The 17,069-nt window shown below is 48.7% G+C and carries 13 protein-coding genes; 6 read left to right on the top strand and 7 right to left on the bottom strand.

Annotated features, from left to right (window positions below):
• Positions 1 to 132: 132 nt before the first annotated feature.
• A complete protein-coding gene (locus AC9UG7_RS05730) occupies positions 133 to 405 on the bottom strand; it encodes a hypothetical protein (protein ID WP_509585422.1) in 273 nt (90 codons plus the stop codon).
• A gap of 159 nt (positions 406 to 564) precedes the next feature.
• Positions 565 to 1,266 (bottom strand): CDP-diacylglycerol diphosphatase, encoded by a 702-nt coding sequence (locus AC9UG7_RS05735; protein WP_509585424.1) that lies wholly within the window; start codon positions 1,264 to 1,266, stop codon positions 565 to 567.
• A gap of 42 nt (positions 1,267 to 1,308) precedes the next feature.
• On the opposite strand from AC9UG7_RS05735, the gene AC9UG7_RS05740 reads away from it, so the two are divergent.
• Positions 1,309 to 2,454: an alpha-hydroxy acid oxidase gene (locus tag AC9UG7_RS05740; protein WP_509585427.1), complete on the top strand. Its 1,146-nt coding sequence runs from the start codon at positions 1,309 to 1,311 to the stop codon at positions 2,452 to 2,454.
• A 3-nt stretch (positions 2,455 to 2,457) separates the two neighbouring features.
• On the opposite strand, the gene lpdA is transcribed toward AC9UG7_RS05740, so the two are convergent.
• The 3 genes from lpdA to aceE are packed head-to-tail and all read right to left on the bottom strand — an operon-like array spanning position 2,458 to position 8,437.
• Positions 2,458 to 4,320, bottom strand: coding sequence for a dihydrolipoyl dehydrogenase (gene lpdA / locus AC9UG7_RS05745; protein ID WP_509585429.1), 1,863 nt, complete (start codon positions 4,318 to 4,320; stop codon positions 2,458 to 2,460).
• Between the two features lie 35 nt (positions 4,321 to 4,355).
• Positions 4,356 to 5,705, bottom strand: a complete 1,350-nt coding sequence (aceF, locus tag AC9UG7_RS05750) for a dihydrolipoyllysine-residue acetyltransferase (RefSeq protein WP_509585432.1) — start codon at positions 5,703 to 5,705, stop codon at positions 4,356 to 4,358.
• Positions 5,706 to 5,725: 20 nt separating this feature from the next.
• Positions 5,726 to 8,437, bottom strand: a complete 2,712-nt coding sequence (gene aceE / locus AC9UG7_RS05755) for a pyruvate dehydrogenase (acetyl-transferring), homodimeric type (protein WP_509585435.1) — start codon at positions 8,435 to 8,437, stop codon at positions 5,726 to 5,728.
• A gap of 141 nt (positions 8,438 to 8,578) precedes the next feature.
• Between aceE and AC9UG7_RS05760 the strand changes: the two genes are divergently transcribed.
• From AC9UG7_RS05760 to AC9UG7_RS05775, 4 genes are read left to right on the top strand one after another with little or no spacing between them, the layout of a single operon-like run.
• Positions 8,579 to 11,080, top strand: coding sequence for a PAS domain S-box protein (locus AC9UG7_RS05760; RefSeq protein WP_509585437.1), 2,502 nt, complete (start codon positions 8,579 to 8,581; stop codon positions 11,078 to 11,080).
• Positions 11,081 to 11,114: 34 nt separating this feature from the next.
• Complete coding sequence (locus tag AC9UG7_RS05765; protein WP_509585440.1) at positions 11,115 to 11,741, top strand: response regulator transcription factor; 627 nt, start codon at positions 11,115 to 11,117, stop codon at positions 11,739 to 11,741.
• Between the two features lie 5 nt (positions 11,742 to 11,746).
• Positions 11,747 to 12,607: a bifunctional methylenetetrahydrofolate dehydrogenase/methenyltetrahydrofolate cyclohydrolase FolD gene (folD, locus tag AC9UG7_RS05770; protein ID WP_509585443.1), complete on the top strand. Its 861-nt coding sequence runs from the start codon at positions 11,747 to 11,749 to the stop codon at positions 12,605 to 12,607.
• Positions 12,604 to 14,637 (top strand): M3 family metallopeptidase, encoded by a 2,034-nt coding sequence (locus AC9UG7_RS05775; protein ID WP_509585446.1) that lies wholly within the window; start codon positions 12,604 to 12,606, stop codon positions 14,635 to 14,637. The genes folD and AC9UG7_RS05775 overlap by 4 nt, the downstream gene beginning before the upstream one ends.
• Here AC9UG7_RS05775 and rpiA read toward each other — a convergent pair.
• Complete coding sequence (rpiA, locus tag AC9UG7_RS05780) at positions 14,631 to 15,317, bottom strand: ribose-5-phosphate isomerase RpiA (protein ID WP_509585678.1); 687 nt, start codon at positions 15,315 to 15,317, stop codon at positions 14,631 to 14,633. The genes AC9UG7_RS05775 and rpiA overlap by 7 nt on opposite strands.
• A gap of 37 nt (positions 15,318 to 15,354) precedes the next feature.
• Here rpiA and AC9UG7_RS05785 point away from each other — a divergent pair, with 37 nt between their 5' ends.
• Positions 15,355 to 16,431 (top strand): quinone-dependent dihydroorotate dehydrogenase, encoded by a 1,077-nt coding sequence (locus AC9UG7_RS05785; RefSeq protein WP_509585448.1) that lies wholly within the window; start codon positions 15,355 to 15,357, stop codon positions 16,429 to 16,431.
• 9 nt (positions 16,432 to 16,440) lie between these two features.
• Here AC9UG7_RS05785 and AC9UG7_RS05790 read toward each other — a convergent pair whose 3' ends face one another.
• Positions 16,441 to 16,974, bottom strand: coding sequence for a phospholipase D family nuclease (locus AC9UG7_RS05790; RefSeq protein WP_509585450.1), 534 nt, complete (start codon positions 16,972 to 16,974; stop codon positions 16,441 to 16,443).
• Positions 16,975 to 17,069: the final 95 nt, after the last annotated feature.

A 17,069-nucleotide genomic window follows, 5' to 3' on the forward strand; every position in this document is an offset into this window, starting at 1 on the left:
GGTTTAGATACAAAACCATTGAATGGCTACGATGGATTTATTGATGATTAAGGTCTTTAGAGCGCACTATGGGTAGGTAGCCCCAAGATTTAACTGCCATAAATGGAATAAGAAACGACAGTGCCAGTGAATTTATTTTTTGAATGTAAATAAGTACTCTACGCCAGTTGAACCTGAATGAATTTCAAAAGAATCATCACCCTCAATACAAAAGAAATCATTTTTTGTATAAAGTGCGCTGTGCTGTTGACTGATGATTTCCAAATCACCTTCGAGAACATAACAACAGATTTCTTGTTCTTTGGCACGTCTACGCAGCACTTCACGTGGTCCGAGCACACCTAAAATAGGCGAGGTGAATCCTTGTCGTCCAGAAAAGTATTTAAAGTTTTCTAGCGAATTCAAGTTTTTTTCCAATTCCACATCCGATCATGATTTAGCAACACTTGAAATGCAGCAAAAATAGGGTTACAACTAAAAAAAACATTAAAAGTAACTGTCCTAAATAACTATGTCATAAGCAAGTGAAAGAAATATGACAGTCAGAATAAATTTTTAGCATTGTCAAGGTGTGCAAAGCGCTTGTGTATATAAATGCTCCGGACTTTCCTGAGTCACAACCAAATCGAACCCATCTTCATGGGACGCAATCACCATTACGCCGTAATCTGCCCATTTCATTTCTGATGCCGCACGCTGCGCTGATTCCCAAACAGAGCTCAAATCGCGCAAATGTTTGACAGCGATTTGCTTCATTCGGGATCTTGAATCAGGTTTAAGTCTCACTATGTGTACATGCAATTGATCTTGTGATCGTCTGAATTGAGGGTTCACAGCCAACGCTATTTCTTGCCGATCTATTCGAGAAGCTGCTATGTCCCAAGCATATGGCCAGATATTTTCAGGTTTTTGGCTGTCCTCAACGCCGGTCACTTTAGATTTAGGAATAACCAGGCCATGAACAAAATCTGAATCACAACCACACATCTTAATGTCGCGCATTGCGATGAATTCGGAATTTTCAGCCCAAATATCTATGCTGGCCTTGCAAGAAGTCTTGTCTTGACACATAGCTTCCTGCCTTGGAAAAGTGCATCGGTTGCAGTAGTCTGCTATTTGGGTATCTAAACATTGCTGCACCATATTCAACAATATGTTTCGTTTATCGTTGGCAGCACTGAGGTTTGAAAACATTACCCCAGCAAATATCACCGCCCATTTGATGAAAAAAATAACACGGGATGGAGATTCAATGGAAGTATTCATGTGTGTAAACTGCAACGTGTCTTATTTGTTATTTTATGAAATATGAATGCCCGACTTGCACAAGCCTTCAGCATTGCGGATTTACGCAGCTTAGCTCAAAAGCGTCTACCTCAAGCAGTATTTGAATTTATCGATGGTGGGGCAGAAGATGAAATCACCTTGCGAGAAAACAGAGCAGCTTTTGAAAAAATCAAGCTTATTCCTAGGATACTTAACGATGTCAGTGCACCTGACATGCAAAGCTTATTGGTAGAGAAAGTAGTTCAAGCACCGATTGTTATTGCCCCCATGGGGTCTTGTATGCTGGCTTGGCCAAATGCAGACATAGCCATTGCGCGAGCCGCATCTGGGCTTGGACTGCCCTACACCTTGTCCACCATGTCAAACACTTCCATAGAAGATATGGCAGATGCTATTCAAGGAGAGTTGTGGTTTCAACTCTACGTACTCAAAGACAAGGCGTTTAACTATGAATTGTTAGAACGTGCATGGGCCGCAGGTTACGCCGCGCTCGTCGTAACTGTGGATCTGCAAGCTGGCGGCAAACGCGAACGGGATCTGAAAAACGGGATTTCCATACCTCTTCACATCGGTCTTAAGCAAGTCATTAGCGGCGTCGCTCACCCTGAATGGGCTTGGCAAATGTTACGTAGCGGTTCACCGCAATTTCAAAATGTCAAAGGCTATATGGGTCAGCAAAACGCAGACCTCACTATTGCAGCCAGAGTTGGGAAGAGTCTGGATGCTGCATTCAGCTGGCAAGACCTTGCCAAACTGAGAGAAAAATGGAAGGGAAAACTTCTGGTCAAAGGCGTGCTACATCCCCAAGATGCAGCCCATCTCATGACATTGGGTGTAGACGCTGTATGGATTTCCAATCATGGCGGGCGACAACTCGACGGCGCAATAGCAACAGCAGATGCACTACCTCATATTGTCAAAGCGCTTGCTGGAAAAGTAGACCTGATCATTGACTCAGGTGTTCGCAGAGGCGTTGACATTCTGAAAGCACGTGCGCTTGGCGCCCAAGCGGTGGCTGTGGGTCGAGCTGTTTTGTACGGAGCCGCAGTAGCAGGTGAAGCTGGGGCGAAACACGCATTACAAATACTTATGGATGAGCTGGAATTGTCGATGAAGCTCAGCGGCGTGGGTTCTCTAAAAAATACACAGGATTTAAATATTCATTAGATTTTATTTTTTTGCTGGGGGTAAATCTGTGCAACTACCGTGTGCCATCTCTGCGGCCATGCCGATGGACTCGCCCAGCGTCGGGTGCGGGTGAATGGTTTTACCGATGTCCACCGCGTCCGCACCCATTTCTATCGCCAATGCAATTTCACCGATCATGTCGCCAGCGTGCGTACCGACGATGCCGCCGCCCAATATCTTGCCGTGGCCATGGCTTGATTCGCTGTCGTCAAACAGCAGTTTGGTAAAGCCTTCGTCGCGGCCGTTGGCAATAGCTCGCCCTGATGCCGACCAAGGGAACAATCCTTTTTTGACCTTGATACCTTGCGCTTTGGCTTCGGTCTCGGTTAGCCCCACCCAGGCCACTTCGGGATCTGTATAAGCAACACTGGGAATGACGCGGGCATTGAATGCTGCGCTTGCCAGTTCATGGTTGCCTTGCAATTCACCAGCGATAACTTCGGCAGCCACATGGCCTTCGTGCACCGCTTTGTGCGCCAACATCGGTTGCCCGACGATGTCGCCGATGGCAAAAATATGCGGCACGTTGGTACGCATTTGAATATCTACGTTAATGAAACCGCGGTCGGTCACATCGACACCTGCTTTATCAGCCGCGATCTTTTTGCCATTGGGTGTGCGGCCCACGGCTTGCAATACCAGGTCGTACAACTGAGGCGCAGGCGCGCCCTCGCCTTCGAATGTCACTTCAATGCCTTTGGCCATGGCACGGGCTGACACGGTTTTGGTTCTCAGCATGATGTTGTCAAAGCGCGGCGCATTCATTTTTTGCCAGATCTTCACCAGATCGCGGTCTGCTCCTTGCATCAAACCATCCATCATTTCCACCACGTCTAGGCGTGCGCCCAACGTACTGTAGACCGTACCCATTTCCAAACCGATGATGCCGCCGCCCAATACCAACATGCGCTTAGGGATCTTGGCCAATTGCAATGCGCCAGTACTGTCAACCACGCGCGGGTCGTCTGGCATGAAAGGCAAATGCACGGCCTGGCTGCCTGCAGCAATGATGCAGTGCTTGAAGCCAACCACTTTATTCATTCCGGTTTTTTCTTGCGCCGTGCCTGTGGTTTCTTCTACCACCACATGATGGCTGCCAATGAAAGCACCGTAACCGCGCAACACGGTGACTTTGCGCATTTTGGCCATGGCCGCCAACCCACCGGTGAGTTTGGCTATCACTTTTTCTTTGTATCCTCGCAATCCGTCTAAATTGACTTTGGCTTTGCCAAACTCTACGCCCATGCTACTTAAGTGACTGGCCTCGTCTATCACCGCAGCAACATGCAACAAGGCTTTGGAAGGAATGCACCCTACGTTCAAACAAACGCCGCCAAGTTGCGCGTAGCGCTCGACCAATACCACGTTCAATCCCAGATCCGCTGCACGAAACGCAGCCGAGTAACCGCCGGGGCCGCCACCCAATACCAACACATCGCATAGCACATCCACCACGCCTGAGTAACTGTCGGCGCTGGAATTAGTGTGCTTAGTGGCTGATGTTGTTTGGGTGGTAACTGCTGTAGCAGTGCTACTGGCTGCCACTGAAGGTGCAGATGAAGCGGATACAAATGGAGCGGGTGCAGCAGCAGATACTTCCGTCTCAGTTGTAGCTTCCACCGTCAATACCACCGAACCTTGTTGGACCTTATCGCCCAGCTTTACTTTTAAAGCAGTCACTACACCTGCATGCGAGCAAGGAATTTCCATCGATGCTTTGTCGCTTTCTACGGTGATCAGGCTTTGATCAACGCTGACCTTGTCACCGACATTCACCAACAACTCAATCACCGCCACTTCGTCAAAGTCACCTATGTCTGGTACTTGTATGTCAATCTGTGCCATGTTTGAATCCCGAGGGCAGCGTCTGCGCTGTATATTTAAAGAAGTACCCGGCGGAAGTCGGCCAGGATGTTTACAAGGTGGGCGTTGAATCTTGCGGCGGCGGCTCCGTCAATCACGCGGTGATCCCAAGTCAAACTCAGTGGCAACATCAAACGCGGTTCAAACTCTTTGCCGTTCCATTTAGGTTCCATTTGACTTTTACACACACCAAGAATAGCTACTTCAGGCGCGTTGATGATGGGCGTGAAATATCTCCCACCAATACCACCGAGGCTGGAGATAGTGAATGTCGCACCAGACATTTCAGCGGGGCTGAGTTTTCCTTCGCGTGCTTTTTTAGCTAACTCGCCCATTTCTGCACTGATTTGCAAAATACCTTTTTTGTCAGCGTCTTTGAGCACAGGAACCATCAAACCATTCGGCGTATCAGCTGCAAAACCCACATGCCAGTATTGTTTGTAGACCAGTGCATCGCCATCCAGCGAGCTATTGAACTGAGGAAATTTCTGCAATGCGTTGACACATGCTTTGATGAGAAAAGCCAACATAGTGACTTTGACGCCGCTCTTCTCGTTGTCCTTGTTGGTCAGCACGCGAAATGCCTCAAGTTCGGTGATGTCTGCATCGTCATGGTTGGTGACCGCTGGAATCATCACAGCATTACGTAACAGGTTGGCGCCGCTGATTTTTTGAATGCGCCCCAATTCTTTGCGCTCTATGGGACCGAATTTAGAGAAATCGACTTTGGGCCAAGGAATCAAACCCAGACCGGCGCCGTCACCAGCAGGCGCCTTAGCGGCTTGCGCCTGTGTGCGGGTCTCGCCCACCATGACAGCGCGGTTGAAAGATTGGATATCCTCTTGAGATATACGACCCTTGGGACCGCTGCCCTTGACCTCGTTCAATGGCACACCCAGTTCTCTGGCGAATTTGCGAACAGAAGGAGACGCATGCGGTAAATCTGCGGACAACACGGATGCGGGTTGATGCACAGGTGAGACAACAGCCACAGCAGAGGCAGCGGGGGCCATGGGCATCGGGGTACTCATGACTGCAGCAACAGGAAGTTGCGGTACTGCAACCAAAGGCACACTTGCCACTGTTGGTGCAACAGACAAAACCTCAGCAGGCGCAGCTGCAACGGTATCCGCCGTTTCCAGTTTCAGCACCAGCGAGCCTTGCTTGACCTTGTCGCCAAGTTTGACCTGCATTTCCTTCACCAGACCAGAATGTGATGAGGGAATCTCCATCGAAGCTTTGTCCGATTCGACGGTAATCAGTGATTGTTCTGCGCGTACCTTGTCGCCGGTCTTGACCAGCAGTTCGATCACGGCAACTTCATCGAAGTCGCCGATGTCGGGAATAGTGACATCAATGATTGCCATGTTATTTGTACCCTCTTGCTTTATACGTTCAGCGGATTGATTTTGTCTGCCGACAGTTTGTATTGTTGAATGGCTTTGGCGACATTGGCGACAGGCACACTGCCACCCTCACTCAAGGCTTTCAAAGCGGCCACCACAATGTAATGTCGATTGATTTCAAAATGCTCGCGAAGCTTGCTTCGGAAATCAGAACGTCCAAAACCATCTGTACCCAACACCTTGTAACTGCGCCCAGCAGGAATGTAAGCGCGAATCTGATCGGCATAAGACTTCATGTAATCGGTAGAAGCAACGACGGGGCCATCGTGGGCGCCAAGTTGTTCTGCGACAAATGACACTCGAGGGGCATCGGTGGGATGCATCATGTTCCAGCGTTCGGTTTCAGCCCCGTTACGCGCGAGTTCATTGAAACTGGGGCAACTCCACACGTTAGCTGCGACGCCCCAATCAGCGGCCAAGAGTTCACGTGCAGCTATAGATTCACGCAGTATGCTGCCAGACCCTAAGAGATTGACACGTGGCATTTTTTTAGCGCCTTCTGCGGCTTGCAGTAAATACATGCCTTGAATGATTTGAACTTCGGTGCCTGAAGTCAGACCTGGCATGGCATAGTTTTCGTTCAACAGCGTCAAGTAATAAAACACATTTTCCTGTTTTTCAACCATTCGCTTTAAACCGTGCTGCATGATGACGGCGACTTCGTGGGCAAACGTTGGGTCGTAGCTGATGCAATTCGGAATAGTACCGGCCAAAATGTGGCTGTGACCATCTTCATGTTGCAAACCCTCACCGTTTAAAGTGGTCCGCCCAGAAGTGCCTCCCAACAAAAAGCCCCGCGCTTGCATGTCACCGGCAGCCCAAGCTAAATCGCCTACACGCTGGAACCCGAACATGGAGTAGTAAACGTAAAACGGAATCATGATGCGGTTGTTGGTCGAGTAGGAAGTCGCAGCAGCAATCCAACTGCTCATGCCACCCGCTTCATTGATACCTTCCTGCAATATTTGACCCGCCTTGTCTTCTTTGTAAAACATGACTTGGTCTTTATCCACGGGTGTGTACTGCTGACCGTCAGGGTTGTAAATGCCGATCTGGCGAAACAAGCCTTCCATGCCGAAGGTGCGTGCTTCGTCCACAAGAATCGGAACCACGCGCTTGCCCAAGGCTTGGTCACGCAACAACTGTGTGAGAAATCGCACATACGCTTGGGTGGTAGATATTTCGCGCCCCTCAGCAGTAGCCTCGGTGATGGACTGAAATACTTCCAAGCTAGGCACCGTGAAGTGCTCATCCGCTTTGGTACGGCGATGAGGCAGATAGCCGCCCAGTGACTTTCTGCGCTCATGCAAATAGCGCATTTCTGGCGTGTCGTCCGCAGGTTTATAAAACGGTAATTTGGACAACTCGCTGTCAGGAATAGGGATATTGAACCGGTCACGAAAAGCTTTGATGTCGTCATCTGTCAGCTTCTTGGTTTGGTGGACCGTATTTTTACCCTCGCCCGACGTGCCCATGCCGAAGCCTTTGACGGTCTTGATCAACAACACGGTCGGTTGGCCTTTGTGCTTTACCGCAGCCGCATAGGCCGCATACACTTTTTGCGGATCATGACCGCCGCGACGTAAATTCCATATATCGTCGTCGCTCATTTTGGCCACCATCTCTAAGGTACGCGGGTCACGTCCGAAAAAATGTTTTCGCACATAAGCACCGTCATTCGCCTTGAAAGCCTGGTAATCGCCATCGACAGTTTCCATCATGATGCGACGCAGCGCACCGTCCTTGTCACGCGCTATCAAAGGATCCCAGTTGCTGCCCCATATCAACTTCAGCACATTCCAACCAGCCCCTCTGAATTCACTCTCCAGTTCCTGAATAATTTTGCCGTTGCCGCGTACTGGTCCGTCCAAACGCTGCAAATTACAGTTGATGACAAAAATCAAGTTATCGAGCTTTTCACGCGCTGCCAGACCGATGGCCCCCAATGATTCAACTTCATCCATTTCGCCGTCGCCACAGAAAACCCAGACTTTTCGATTTTCAGTGTTGGCAATACCGCGTGCGTGTAGGTATTTCAAGAAACGGGCTTGGTAAATGGCCATGAGCGGGCCCAGGCCCATGGACACAGTAGGAAACTGCCAGAACTCTGGCATCAACTTAGGATGGGGGTAACTGGACAATCCCTTGCCATCCACCTCTTGCCGGAAATTCAATAATTGCTCTTCAGTCAATCTCCCTTCGAGGTATGCGCGCGCATAAACGCCGGGAGACACATGACCTTGTATGTAAAGCAGATCACCGCCGTGGTGTTCATTTTCCGCATGCCAGAAATGGTTAAAGCCTGCACCAAACATATGAGCCAGTGATGCAAACGAACCGATGTGTCCGCCGAGGTCGCCGCCGTCAGCCGGGTTATGTCTATTGGCTTTGACCACCATGGCCATAGCGTTCCAGCGCATATAGGCGCGCAAACGTTCTTCAATTTCAATATTACCGGGGCAACGTTCTTCTTGATCAGGCTCTAAGGTATTGACGTAACCGGTATTGGCAGAGAAAGGCATGTCAATGCTGTTTTCTCTGGCATGTTCCAGCAATTGCTCTAATAAAAAATGGGCTCTTTGAGGGCCTTCAGATGCGATCACCGCTGACAGAGCGTCCATCCACTCACGGGTTTCTTGGGAGTCACTGTCATTTGATGCAAACGTATGCGAGTTGTCGGGCAATGCAGACATGTTGGTCTCCTGAAAAATAGCAGCTTATTTATTTCTAATGGTATGGTCGCATTTTGACATAATTTCGAATTGCGCTATTCAATTTCATATTGCAAAATTTACGGTTTCTGTACTCAACTCTTCGCCTAAACTCGAGGGCTGATGAAAATTGAATTTCTTAAACCTTTGACATTTCGCTGGGCGATCTGGTGGAAGCGATTAAGCCCGAGTCGACAAGACCGGGTCGCGATGGTCGCGCCGGTTGCAGCAGTGGGTATATTTTTACTAACCATTATCAGCAGCGTAGGCTACTTGCGGATTGAAGAACGAGAACGCGAACAAGAAAGCGTGCAGCGAGATCTTGAATATGCCAATCAAAAAATGCGTTTGCATTTGCTAGAACAACAAGAGCAATTACTGAGATTGGCAAGGGGCGTTGGTAGCGATAAATACACGGCGATTGAATTTGCCTCAACAGCCATGGATTTGGTCAAACAATATCCAGAGCTCGCAGGCATTAGTTGGATAGATCAGTTTCGACAAACCCGATCAAATTATGTTTCCGGCTCAGCACAATGGTTGCCATTTTCCGCGCATGGAAAGTGGCAGGATCAACCACAAACGGAGGAATCTTTTTTACTGTCGAAGGAAATTCGCCGCTCCATTTATTCAGCGCCATTCCTATTGAAATCCGATGATGGCTCTGGCATGCAAGAAGCACATATTCAGTTGCATATTCCCATTTTCAATAACGACACTTTCAAAGGTGTGGTGCTGGTCGATTACACCTTAGACAACTTACTTCGTTTTGCTGTGCCTGCGGAAATTACTGCGCGACATGCAGTGGCATTGGTCGATGCCAACAACAACCTGTTGGCGGGCCAAAGCATCAAACCCAGGGGCGGCTTATTCGACTATGCACCTTTGGAGGGCAAAGCCTACGAATACAGCGTCCCCGTCTCGACGGTTGGCAACAGCTTGCAACTCCGTGCTCAGGCTTACCGCACCTCTCAAGTACTGATAGGCAGCAGCTTATTTTGGCTGGTACTTTTACTCAGTGGCATGACTACCTGGATGTTGATAGGTACTTGGCGTCATACTCGCAGACGATTGCGAGCCCAAGAAGCACTGGTGGCTGAGACCAACTTTCGGCGTGCCATGGAAAATTCCATCTTGACCGGCATGCGAGCCATGGACATGAATGGTCGCATCACATACGTGAATACGGCCTTTTGCCAGATGACAGGATGGACAGACAAAGAACTGATTGGTCTTCGCTCTCCCTTTCCTTATTGGCCGGAAGAAGACCATCAATTGATGCAAACAAAATTGGAGGATCAACTCAGCGGTCGAACGACATTGAGCGGTTTTCAAATCAAGGTCAAGCGTAAAAACGGCACTGTATTTGACGCGCGTTTGTATGTTTCGCCACTCATTGATGCCTACGGCCAACAAACCGGTTGGATGACTTCCATGACCGATATCACGGAGCCAAACCGTATTCGAGAGCAACTGTCAGCTTCTTATGAACGCTTTACTACCGTGCTTGAAGCATTGGACGCATCTGTGTCAGTGACACCCCTAGGAAGTACGGAATTGTTATTTGCCAACAAACTTTACAGGCAATGGTTTGGAAACCAAAGCGAAGGACATTTAAATCTGGTCACTCAAGCAGGCATGCTTTACTCTGACATGTCAAGCCAAGATGAAACTGTGGATGATTTATCTGGCATGCCTAGCATCACTTTGACACAAGCAAAGTCGGAAAACTCTGAAATCTATTTGCCCGGATTGAACAAGTGGCTGGAAGTGCGGTCCAGGTACCTCAATTGGGTTGATGGACGCTTGGCGCAAATGGTGATTTCCACTGATATCACGGTCAGACGCAACGCAGAAGAACAGGCGGCATTGCAAGCCGAACGCGCCCAATCAGCAAGCAGACTGATCACGATGGGGGAAATGGCCTCCAGTGTTGCGCATGAACTCAACCAGCCGCTGACCGCCATTTCCAATTACTGCAACGGAATGCTCACCCGAATTCAATCTAAACAAATCAGCGAAGAAGAATTGCTCAAAGCACTGGAAAAAACATCCCATCAAGCGCAACGGGCGGGGCAAATTATCCAGCGTATCCGGAGTTTTGTGAGACGAAGTGAAACCAATCGGGTAATGACCCGCATTACCCCCATGGTGACCGAGGCGGTTGAACTGGCTGACATTGAACTCAGACGTCGTCAGGTGAAGTTGAGCTTGTATGTGTCGGACCGTATCACCCAGATTCTGGCGGATCCAATTTTGATTGAACAGGTGCTGATCAATTTATTGAAAAATGCTGCTGAAGCAATTGAGCATGCCAACCGCCCCTTGAATGAACGGCATGTTGAACTTCAAATCGTCCCTAAAGTCATTGAAGATCAAAATGTAGTGTTGTTTTCCGTGACCGACAGCGGTGAAGGCATGCCGGCAGATGTGATGGCACGAGTGTTCGAGGCTTTCTACACCACCAAAAACGAAGGCATGGGCATAGGATTGAATTTATGCCGAACCATCATCGAGTCTCACCAAGGCAGAATGCACGCTGAGAACATCTACAATGGAACAGTCATTGTCGGATGCCGTTTTTCTTTTTGGCTGCCAGCCAAACCGGCCTTAATGAATGTTTGATTTTTTGTATGGCTTACAGCATTTGGAGTAACTGATGAGTTTGATTCCCAAAAAAGGCAACATTTATGTCGTGGATGACGACGAAGCGGTTCGTGACTCATTGCAATGGTTGCTTGAGGGCAAAGATTACCGTGTTCGCTGCTTTGACTCTGCCGAATCTTTTTTAAGTCGGTATGACCCGCGTGAAGTCGCCTGCTTGTTAGTAGATATAAGAATGCCGGGTATCTCCGGACTTGAATTGCAAGACCGACTGATCGAACGCAAATCTCCCTTGCCTGTTGTTTTCATCACAGGTCATGGCGATGTCCCCATGGCAGTGACCACCATGAAAAAAGGGGCGATGGACTTTATACCCAAACCCTTTAAAGAAGAAGAATTACTCAGTGTGGTCGAACGAATGCTGGATCAAGCACGTGAAGCTTTTGCTGACTATCAACATGCGGCCAATCGTGATGCGCTCATGGGCAAGCTCACTGCGCGCGAATCTCAGGTATTGGAGCGCATCGTCGCAGGTCGTTTGAATAAACAAATCGCTGATGACTTAGGAATAAGTATCAAAACTGTTGAAGCTCACCGTGCCAACATCATGGAAAAACTCAACGCCAACACTGTGGCAGATCTGCTAAAAATTGCCCTTGGCCCTAATTCAACCAAATCTTAAGTACCATGATTGCTTCTGTTATCGATGGCAATGCCTTGTCATCAACACTTCGTCAGCAAGTGAGCGAACGAGTCATCACCTTACAAAAACACGGCATCAAGGCTGGACTTGCTGTTATTTTGGTTGGCGACAACCCTGCCAGCCAAGTCTATGTGAGAAATAAAGTCAAAGCTTGTGAGCAAACTGGTATTCATTCTGTATTGGAAAAACACGATGCCAGTTTGAGCGAACAAGCCTTGCTGGCCCGGGTTCACGCCCTTAACCATGACAAAAGCATTCACGGTATTTTGGTTCAACTGCCCTTGCCTGCCCATATTGATTCACAAAAAATCATTGAAGCCATTGCACCAGAGAAAGATGTGGATGGTTTTCATGTCGCCAGTGCGGGTGCCTTAATGACTGGATTGCCTGGATTCTGGCCTTGTACCCCTCACGGCTGCATGAAGATGTTGGAACACATTGGGTACAACTTACGAGGCAAGCATGCAGTGGTCATAGGTCGAAGCAATATAGTTGGAAAACCCATGGCTTTGATGCTGCTTCAACAAAACGCCACTGTCACCATTTGTCACAGCGCAACCGTTAACTTGAAAGCGCACACTCTTCAAGCCGATGTCGTCATTGCTGCCGTTGGCAAACGCAACGTACTGACTGAAGATATGGTTAAACCCGGTGCGGTGGTCATTGATGTAGGGATGAACAGGGACGACGAGGGTAAGCTTTGCGGAGATGTCGATTTTGAGGGTGTCAGCAAGGTCGCATCACACATCACCCCAGTGCCCGGTGGCGTAGGACCAATGACCATCACTATGTTGCTTGTCAACACTCTTGAATCTGCTGAAAGACAAGTCACATCTTCTGTATGAGTAATCCATTACTTGATTTTTCCAGTCTGCCTTTGTTTGACCGAATCGCCCCGACTGATGTCAATCCTGCCATCACAGTTCTACTGGCGCAAGCAGATGAGGCACTTTCAGAGGTTACCAGGGGTGAATTTCCGGCCAATTGGTTGCGAATTTCTCAGGTACTTGACGTCGCAACAGAAAAACTCGGACGGGCATGGGGCTCGGTCAGTCATTTACAGGCTGTGGCGGACACACCGGAATTACGTGCTGCATATAACGCTGAACTTCCGCGAATCACTGAGTTCTGGACCCGACTTGGCGCGAATGAAGCCTTGTATGCCAAATACAAAGCCATCGATCCTGCCACTTTAAATGCAGAGCAGCGACATGCTCGCGAACTGTCGTTGCGCAACTTTGTTTTGTCGGGTGCAGAATTGACAGGTTCTGCCAAAGCACGTTTCGCCAGCATCCAAGAGCGTCAAGCTGAGCTCAGTCAATTATTCAGTGAACACGTGTTGGACGCTACAGATGCTTGGTCGTTGATTATTCAAAAAGACGAAACGGCAGGGATTCCTGAAGATGTTTTACAAACAGCGCAAGCGGCTGCACATCAGGATGGTCATACCGGTTACAAACTGACTTTGAAAATGCCTTGTTATCTTCCGGTCATGCAATACGCACACAGCAGCAAGGTACGTGAGAAGCTTTACCGTGCTTACGCTACACGTGCTTCGGATCAATCTGAACACATTCAGTTTGACAACAGTGGATTGTTAAAAGAAATATTGCAACTGCGTGAAGAAGAAGCCCATCTACTTGGTTTTCAAAACCATGCCCAAGTTTCTCTCGCCAGCAAAATGGCCGAGTCCCCCGAGCACGTCATTGGGTTTCTCCGTGATCTTGCGGCCCAAGCACGCCCTTATGCAGAAAAAGATCTTGCCGAAATGCGCCTATTTGCTCGCGATCATTTGCAAATGCCTGATCCTCAGGCTTGGGACTGGACCTATATCGGAGAAAAACTGAAGGAAGCTCGTTACGCTTTCAGTGACCAAGAAGTCAAAGCTTATTTCACAGCCCCCAAAGTACTCGACGGATTATTCAAAATTGTGGAGAGTTTGTTTGAGGTCAATATCAGCAAAGACACCGCGCCTGTTTGGCACACAGGCGTTTCGTTTTATCGAATCGAGCGTAATAACGAATTGATTGGGCAGTTTTATCTTGATCCTGGCGCGCGGCAAGGTAAACGAGGCGGAGCTTGGATGGACGATGTCAGAGCGCGTTGGCTGCGTCCTGACAACAGCAAACTGCAAACCCCGGTGGCTCACTTGGTATGCAATTTCGCTGAAGGCATCAACGGTCAACCTCCTCTGCTTACGCACGATGACGTGATCACCTTATTCCATGAATGCGGTCACGGTCTGCACCACATGCTAACCATGGTGAATGAGCGTGACGTATCAGGTATCAGCGGCGTGGAATGGGATGCGGTGGAATTACCCAGTCAATTCATGGAGAATTTCTGCTGGGAATGGTCAGTTCTTAAACACATGACTGCGCATGTGGCTACAGGCGAAACTCTTCCGCGTGATTTGTTTGAAAAAATGTTAGCAGCTAAAAATTTCCAAAGCGGCCTACAAACATTGCGACAAATCGAGTTTTCTTTGCTTGATATGTATATGCATACACATGCTTCTCAAAACTTGAATGTCATGGAACTGCTAGAACAAGTTCGCCAAGAAGTCTCGGTAATGCACCCACCTGCATTCAACCGCATGCCTCACTCATTCAGCCATATATTTGCGGGTGGCTATGCGGCCGGTTATTACAGCTATAAATGGGCAGAAGTGCTAAGTGCTGATGCTTACGCAGCGTTTGAAGAAACCGCGTCTGCAGAAGGAGAACATAGCGTGGATACGGGCAGACGTTATCGGCAAGCCATTCTTGAAGCTGGCGGAAGCCGACCAGCAATGGATTCATTCAAAGCATTCAGAGGCCGTGAACCATCGCTTGACGCCTTGCTCAGGCACCAAGGTATGGCAGTTGCTCAATAGACAATCGTTTGCACGCCTTGTGGCGTTCCAAGCAAACAGAGATGAGCGCGTTGATGTGCAAATACACCCACAGTCACTACCCCAGGCCATTGACTGACGGTATTTTCAAAATCCAGCGCATCCCTTATCTGCAACCCCTTGACGTCGAGTAAATATTGGCCGTTGTCAGTGACCAAGGTTTCTCCCTGAACCGCACGCAACTCCGCTTGAGCGCCCATCAAGGCAAAACGACGGATGATTTCGGGAGCCGCCATGGGAATGACTTCCACTGGCAATGGAAAAGCCCCGAGGATGTCTACTTTTTTGGAGAAATCAGCGATGCAAATAAAACGCTGCGCCTGCGCAGCAACAATTTTTTCCCGGGTAAGTGCAGCACCACCGCCTTTGATCATGAAGCCTTTGGGATCGATTTCATCTGCACCATCAATGTAAACAGACATGCGTTCAACCTTAGCCAAGTCGACAACCGGAATACCTAAAGATCTCATTCGTTCGGTTGAAACTTTCGAACTAGACACCGCCCCTTTGATGCCAATTCCACTGGCCGCCAGCGCATCGATAAATTTATTCACGGTTGAGCCGGTGCCTACCCCGAGATATTCACCAGCCACAACAAATTGCAATGCAGCATGGGCTACAAGTGTTTTTAATTCTTCCTGGGCGGCGGCGGTTTGGTTCATCGGTGACAATTCCTGATTCATTACCCACGGATTATCCATGTCAGCGCTGTCCTACTCCTTGATTCGCCCCTTATTGTTTGCATTGGATGCTGAAACCGTACATGACTACACCATTTCTTTTTTGTCATCCACTCAGCATTCGCCTTTAAAGTATCTGTACCGACAAGCTCGCGTTGAAGATCCCGTTCAGTTATGCGGATTGACCTTTCCCAATCGTCTGGGATTGGCTGCGGGACTGGACAAAAACGCCCGTTGTATTGATGCATGGGAGGCCATGGGTTTCGGCTTTGTGGAGGTGGGAACAGTCACACCAATGGCGCAACCAGGCAATCAGAAACCTCGTATGTTTCGACTGACTCCAGCGAAAGCATTGATCAACCGACTGGGGTTTAATAACCATGGACTAGACAGCTTTTTATCGAATGTGCGAATTGCAAATTTCAGGCAAAACGAAAAACAACCCATGCTACTGGGCTTGAACATAGGAAAAAATGCAGCCACACCTATCGAAGATGCGAATAGCGATTACCTGACTTGCTTGGAAGCTGTTTACCCGCATGCAGACTATGTCACGGTCAATATCTCCAGTCCCAACACAAAAAATCTGCGGCAATTGCAAACCGACGAGGCATTCACCAGTTTGCTGCAAGTGTTGCAGCAGCGGCGCTTTGAATTAGCCAATTTCCATCATAAAAAAGTACCTGTATTTATCAAGATAGCCCCAGACTTGGATGATGCCTCATTGTCACAACTCTGTACTCATATACGCACACACTGCATGCAAGGCAACAAAGTGATCGACCAAGCTTGGGGCGTCATCGCCACCAACACCACCTTATCTAGAGATGCTGTTCAAGGGTTGGAGCACAGCGCTGAAGTCGGTGGCTTATCTGGCGCACCAGTCCGCGAAGCAAGCAACCGCGTCATACGCTTTTTGCGGCGCGAACTGGGACCGAACTTTCCCGTCATTGGCGTGGGGGGTGTCATGAGCGCATCCGACGCAGTGGAAAAACTTCACGCTGGCGCTGATCTGGTTCAAATTTATACCGGGTTGATTTATGCAGGCCCCTCACTGGTGAGTGATGCCGCACTGGCAATGAAACAACATGCTTAAATTTAACCATCAACGACTGTGGTTCCAGTGCGTCTGCCAATTGGATTTATAACTTTTAGCCAGTTCGGTAGATTTCAACACCAAAAGATTTTCTGCATTTCGGGTTTGGGCGGAATTGGTGAAATTGAAACTGCCTGTGATAACCAACTCCTCATCCACCACTATGACTTTGTTATGCGCAATCGCGTGGCTGGCATCCAACCGCAAAAGAATCTGCTGGGCTATCAATAAGTCGGTGACATACCGGTTGGTGGTGTCTGTTTTGGCGTCTAACAAAACCTTGACCTGCACCCCTCGACCATGAGCTCTGACCAAGGCCTGAGCAATTCCATTGTGCGTAAAACCATAGGCCTGTACCAGCACCTCGGCTTTACTTTGATCAATGACATCTATCACTGCGGCCGCCACATCAGAGGGTGGAGTGAAATAAATACCCACCACTTCTGCCTGCGCTAAGGATTTATTGATGTCAATGATGTCTAAGGAGGTTGGCGTTTGTGCCACAGCTAATGGAACAATCAGAAACCCTATAGTGGCCAGCATCCATTGACCGACTGATGACCATAGAGTAAGCGGCTCATCCTGCTGAACAAAATCAAGGCTTACACTGAGGTCTTGAGGATTTGAATTTCCCATTT

The organism is Limnohabitans sp. (assembly GCF_046052765.1).
Classification (GTDB): domain Bacteria; phylum Pseudomonadota; class Gammaproteobacteria; order Burkholderiales; family Burkholderiaceae_C; genus Limnohabitans.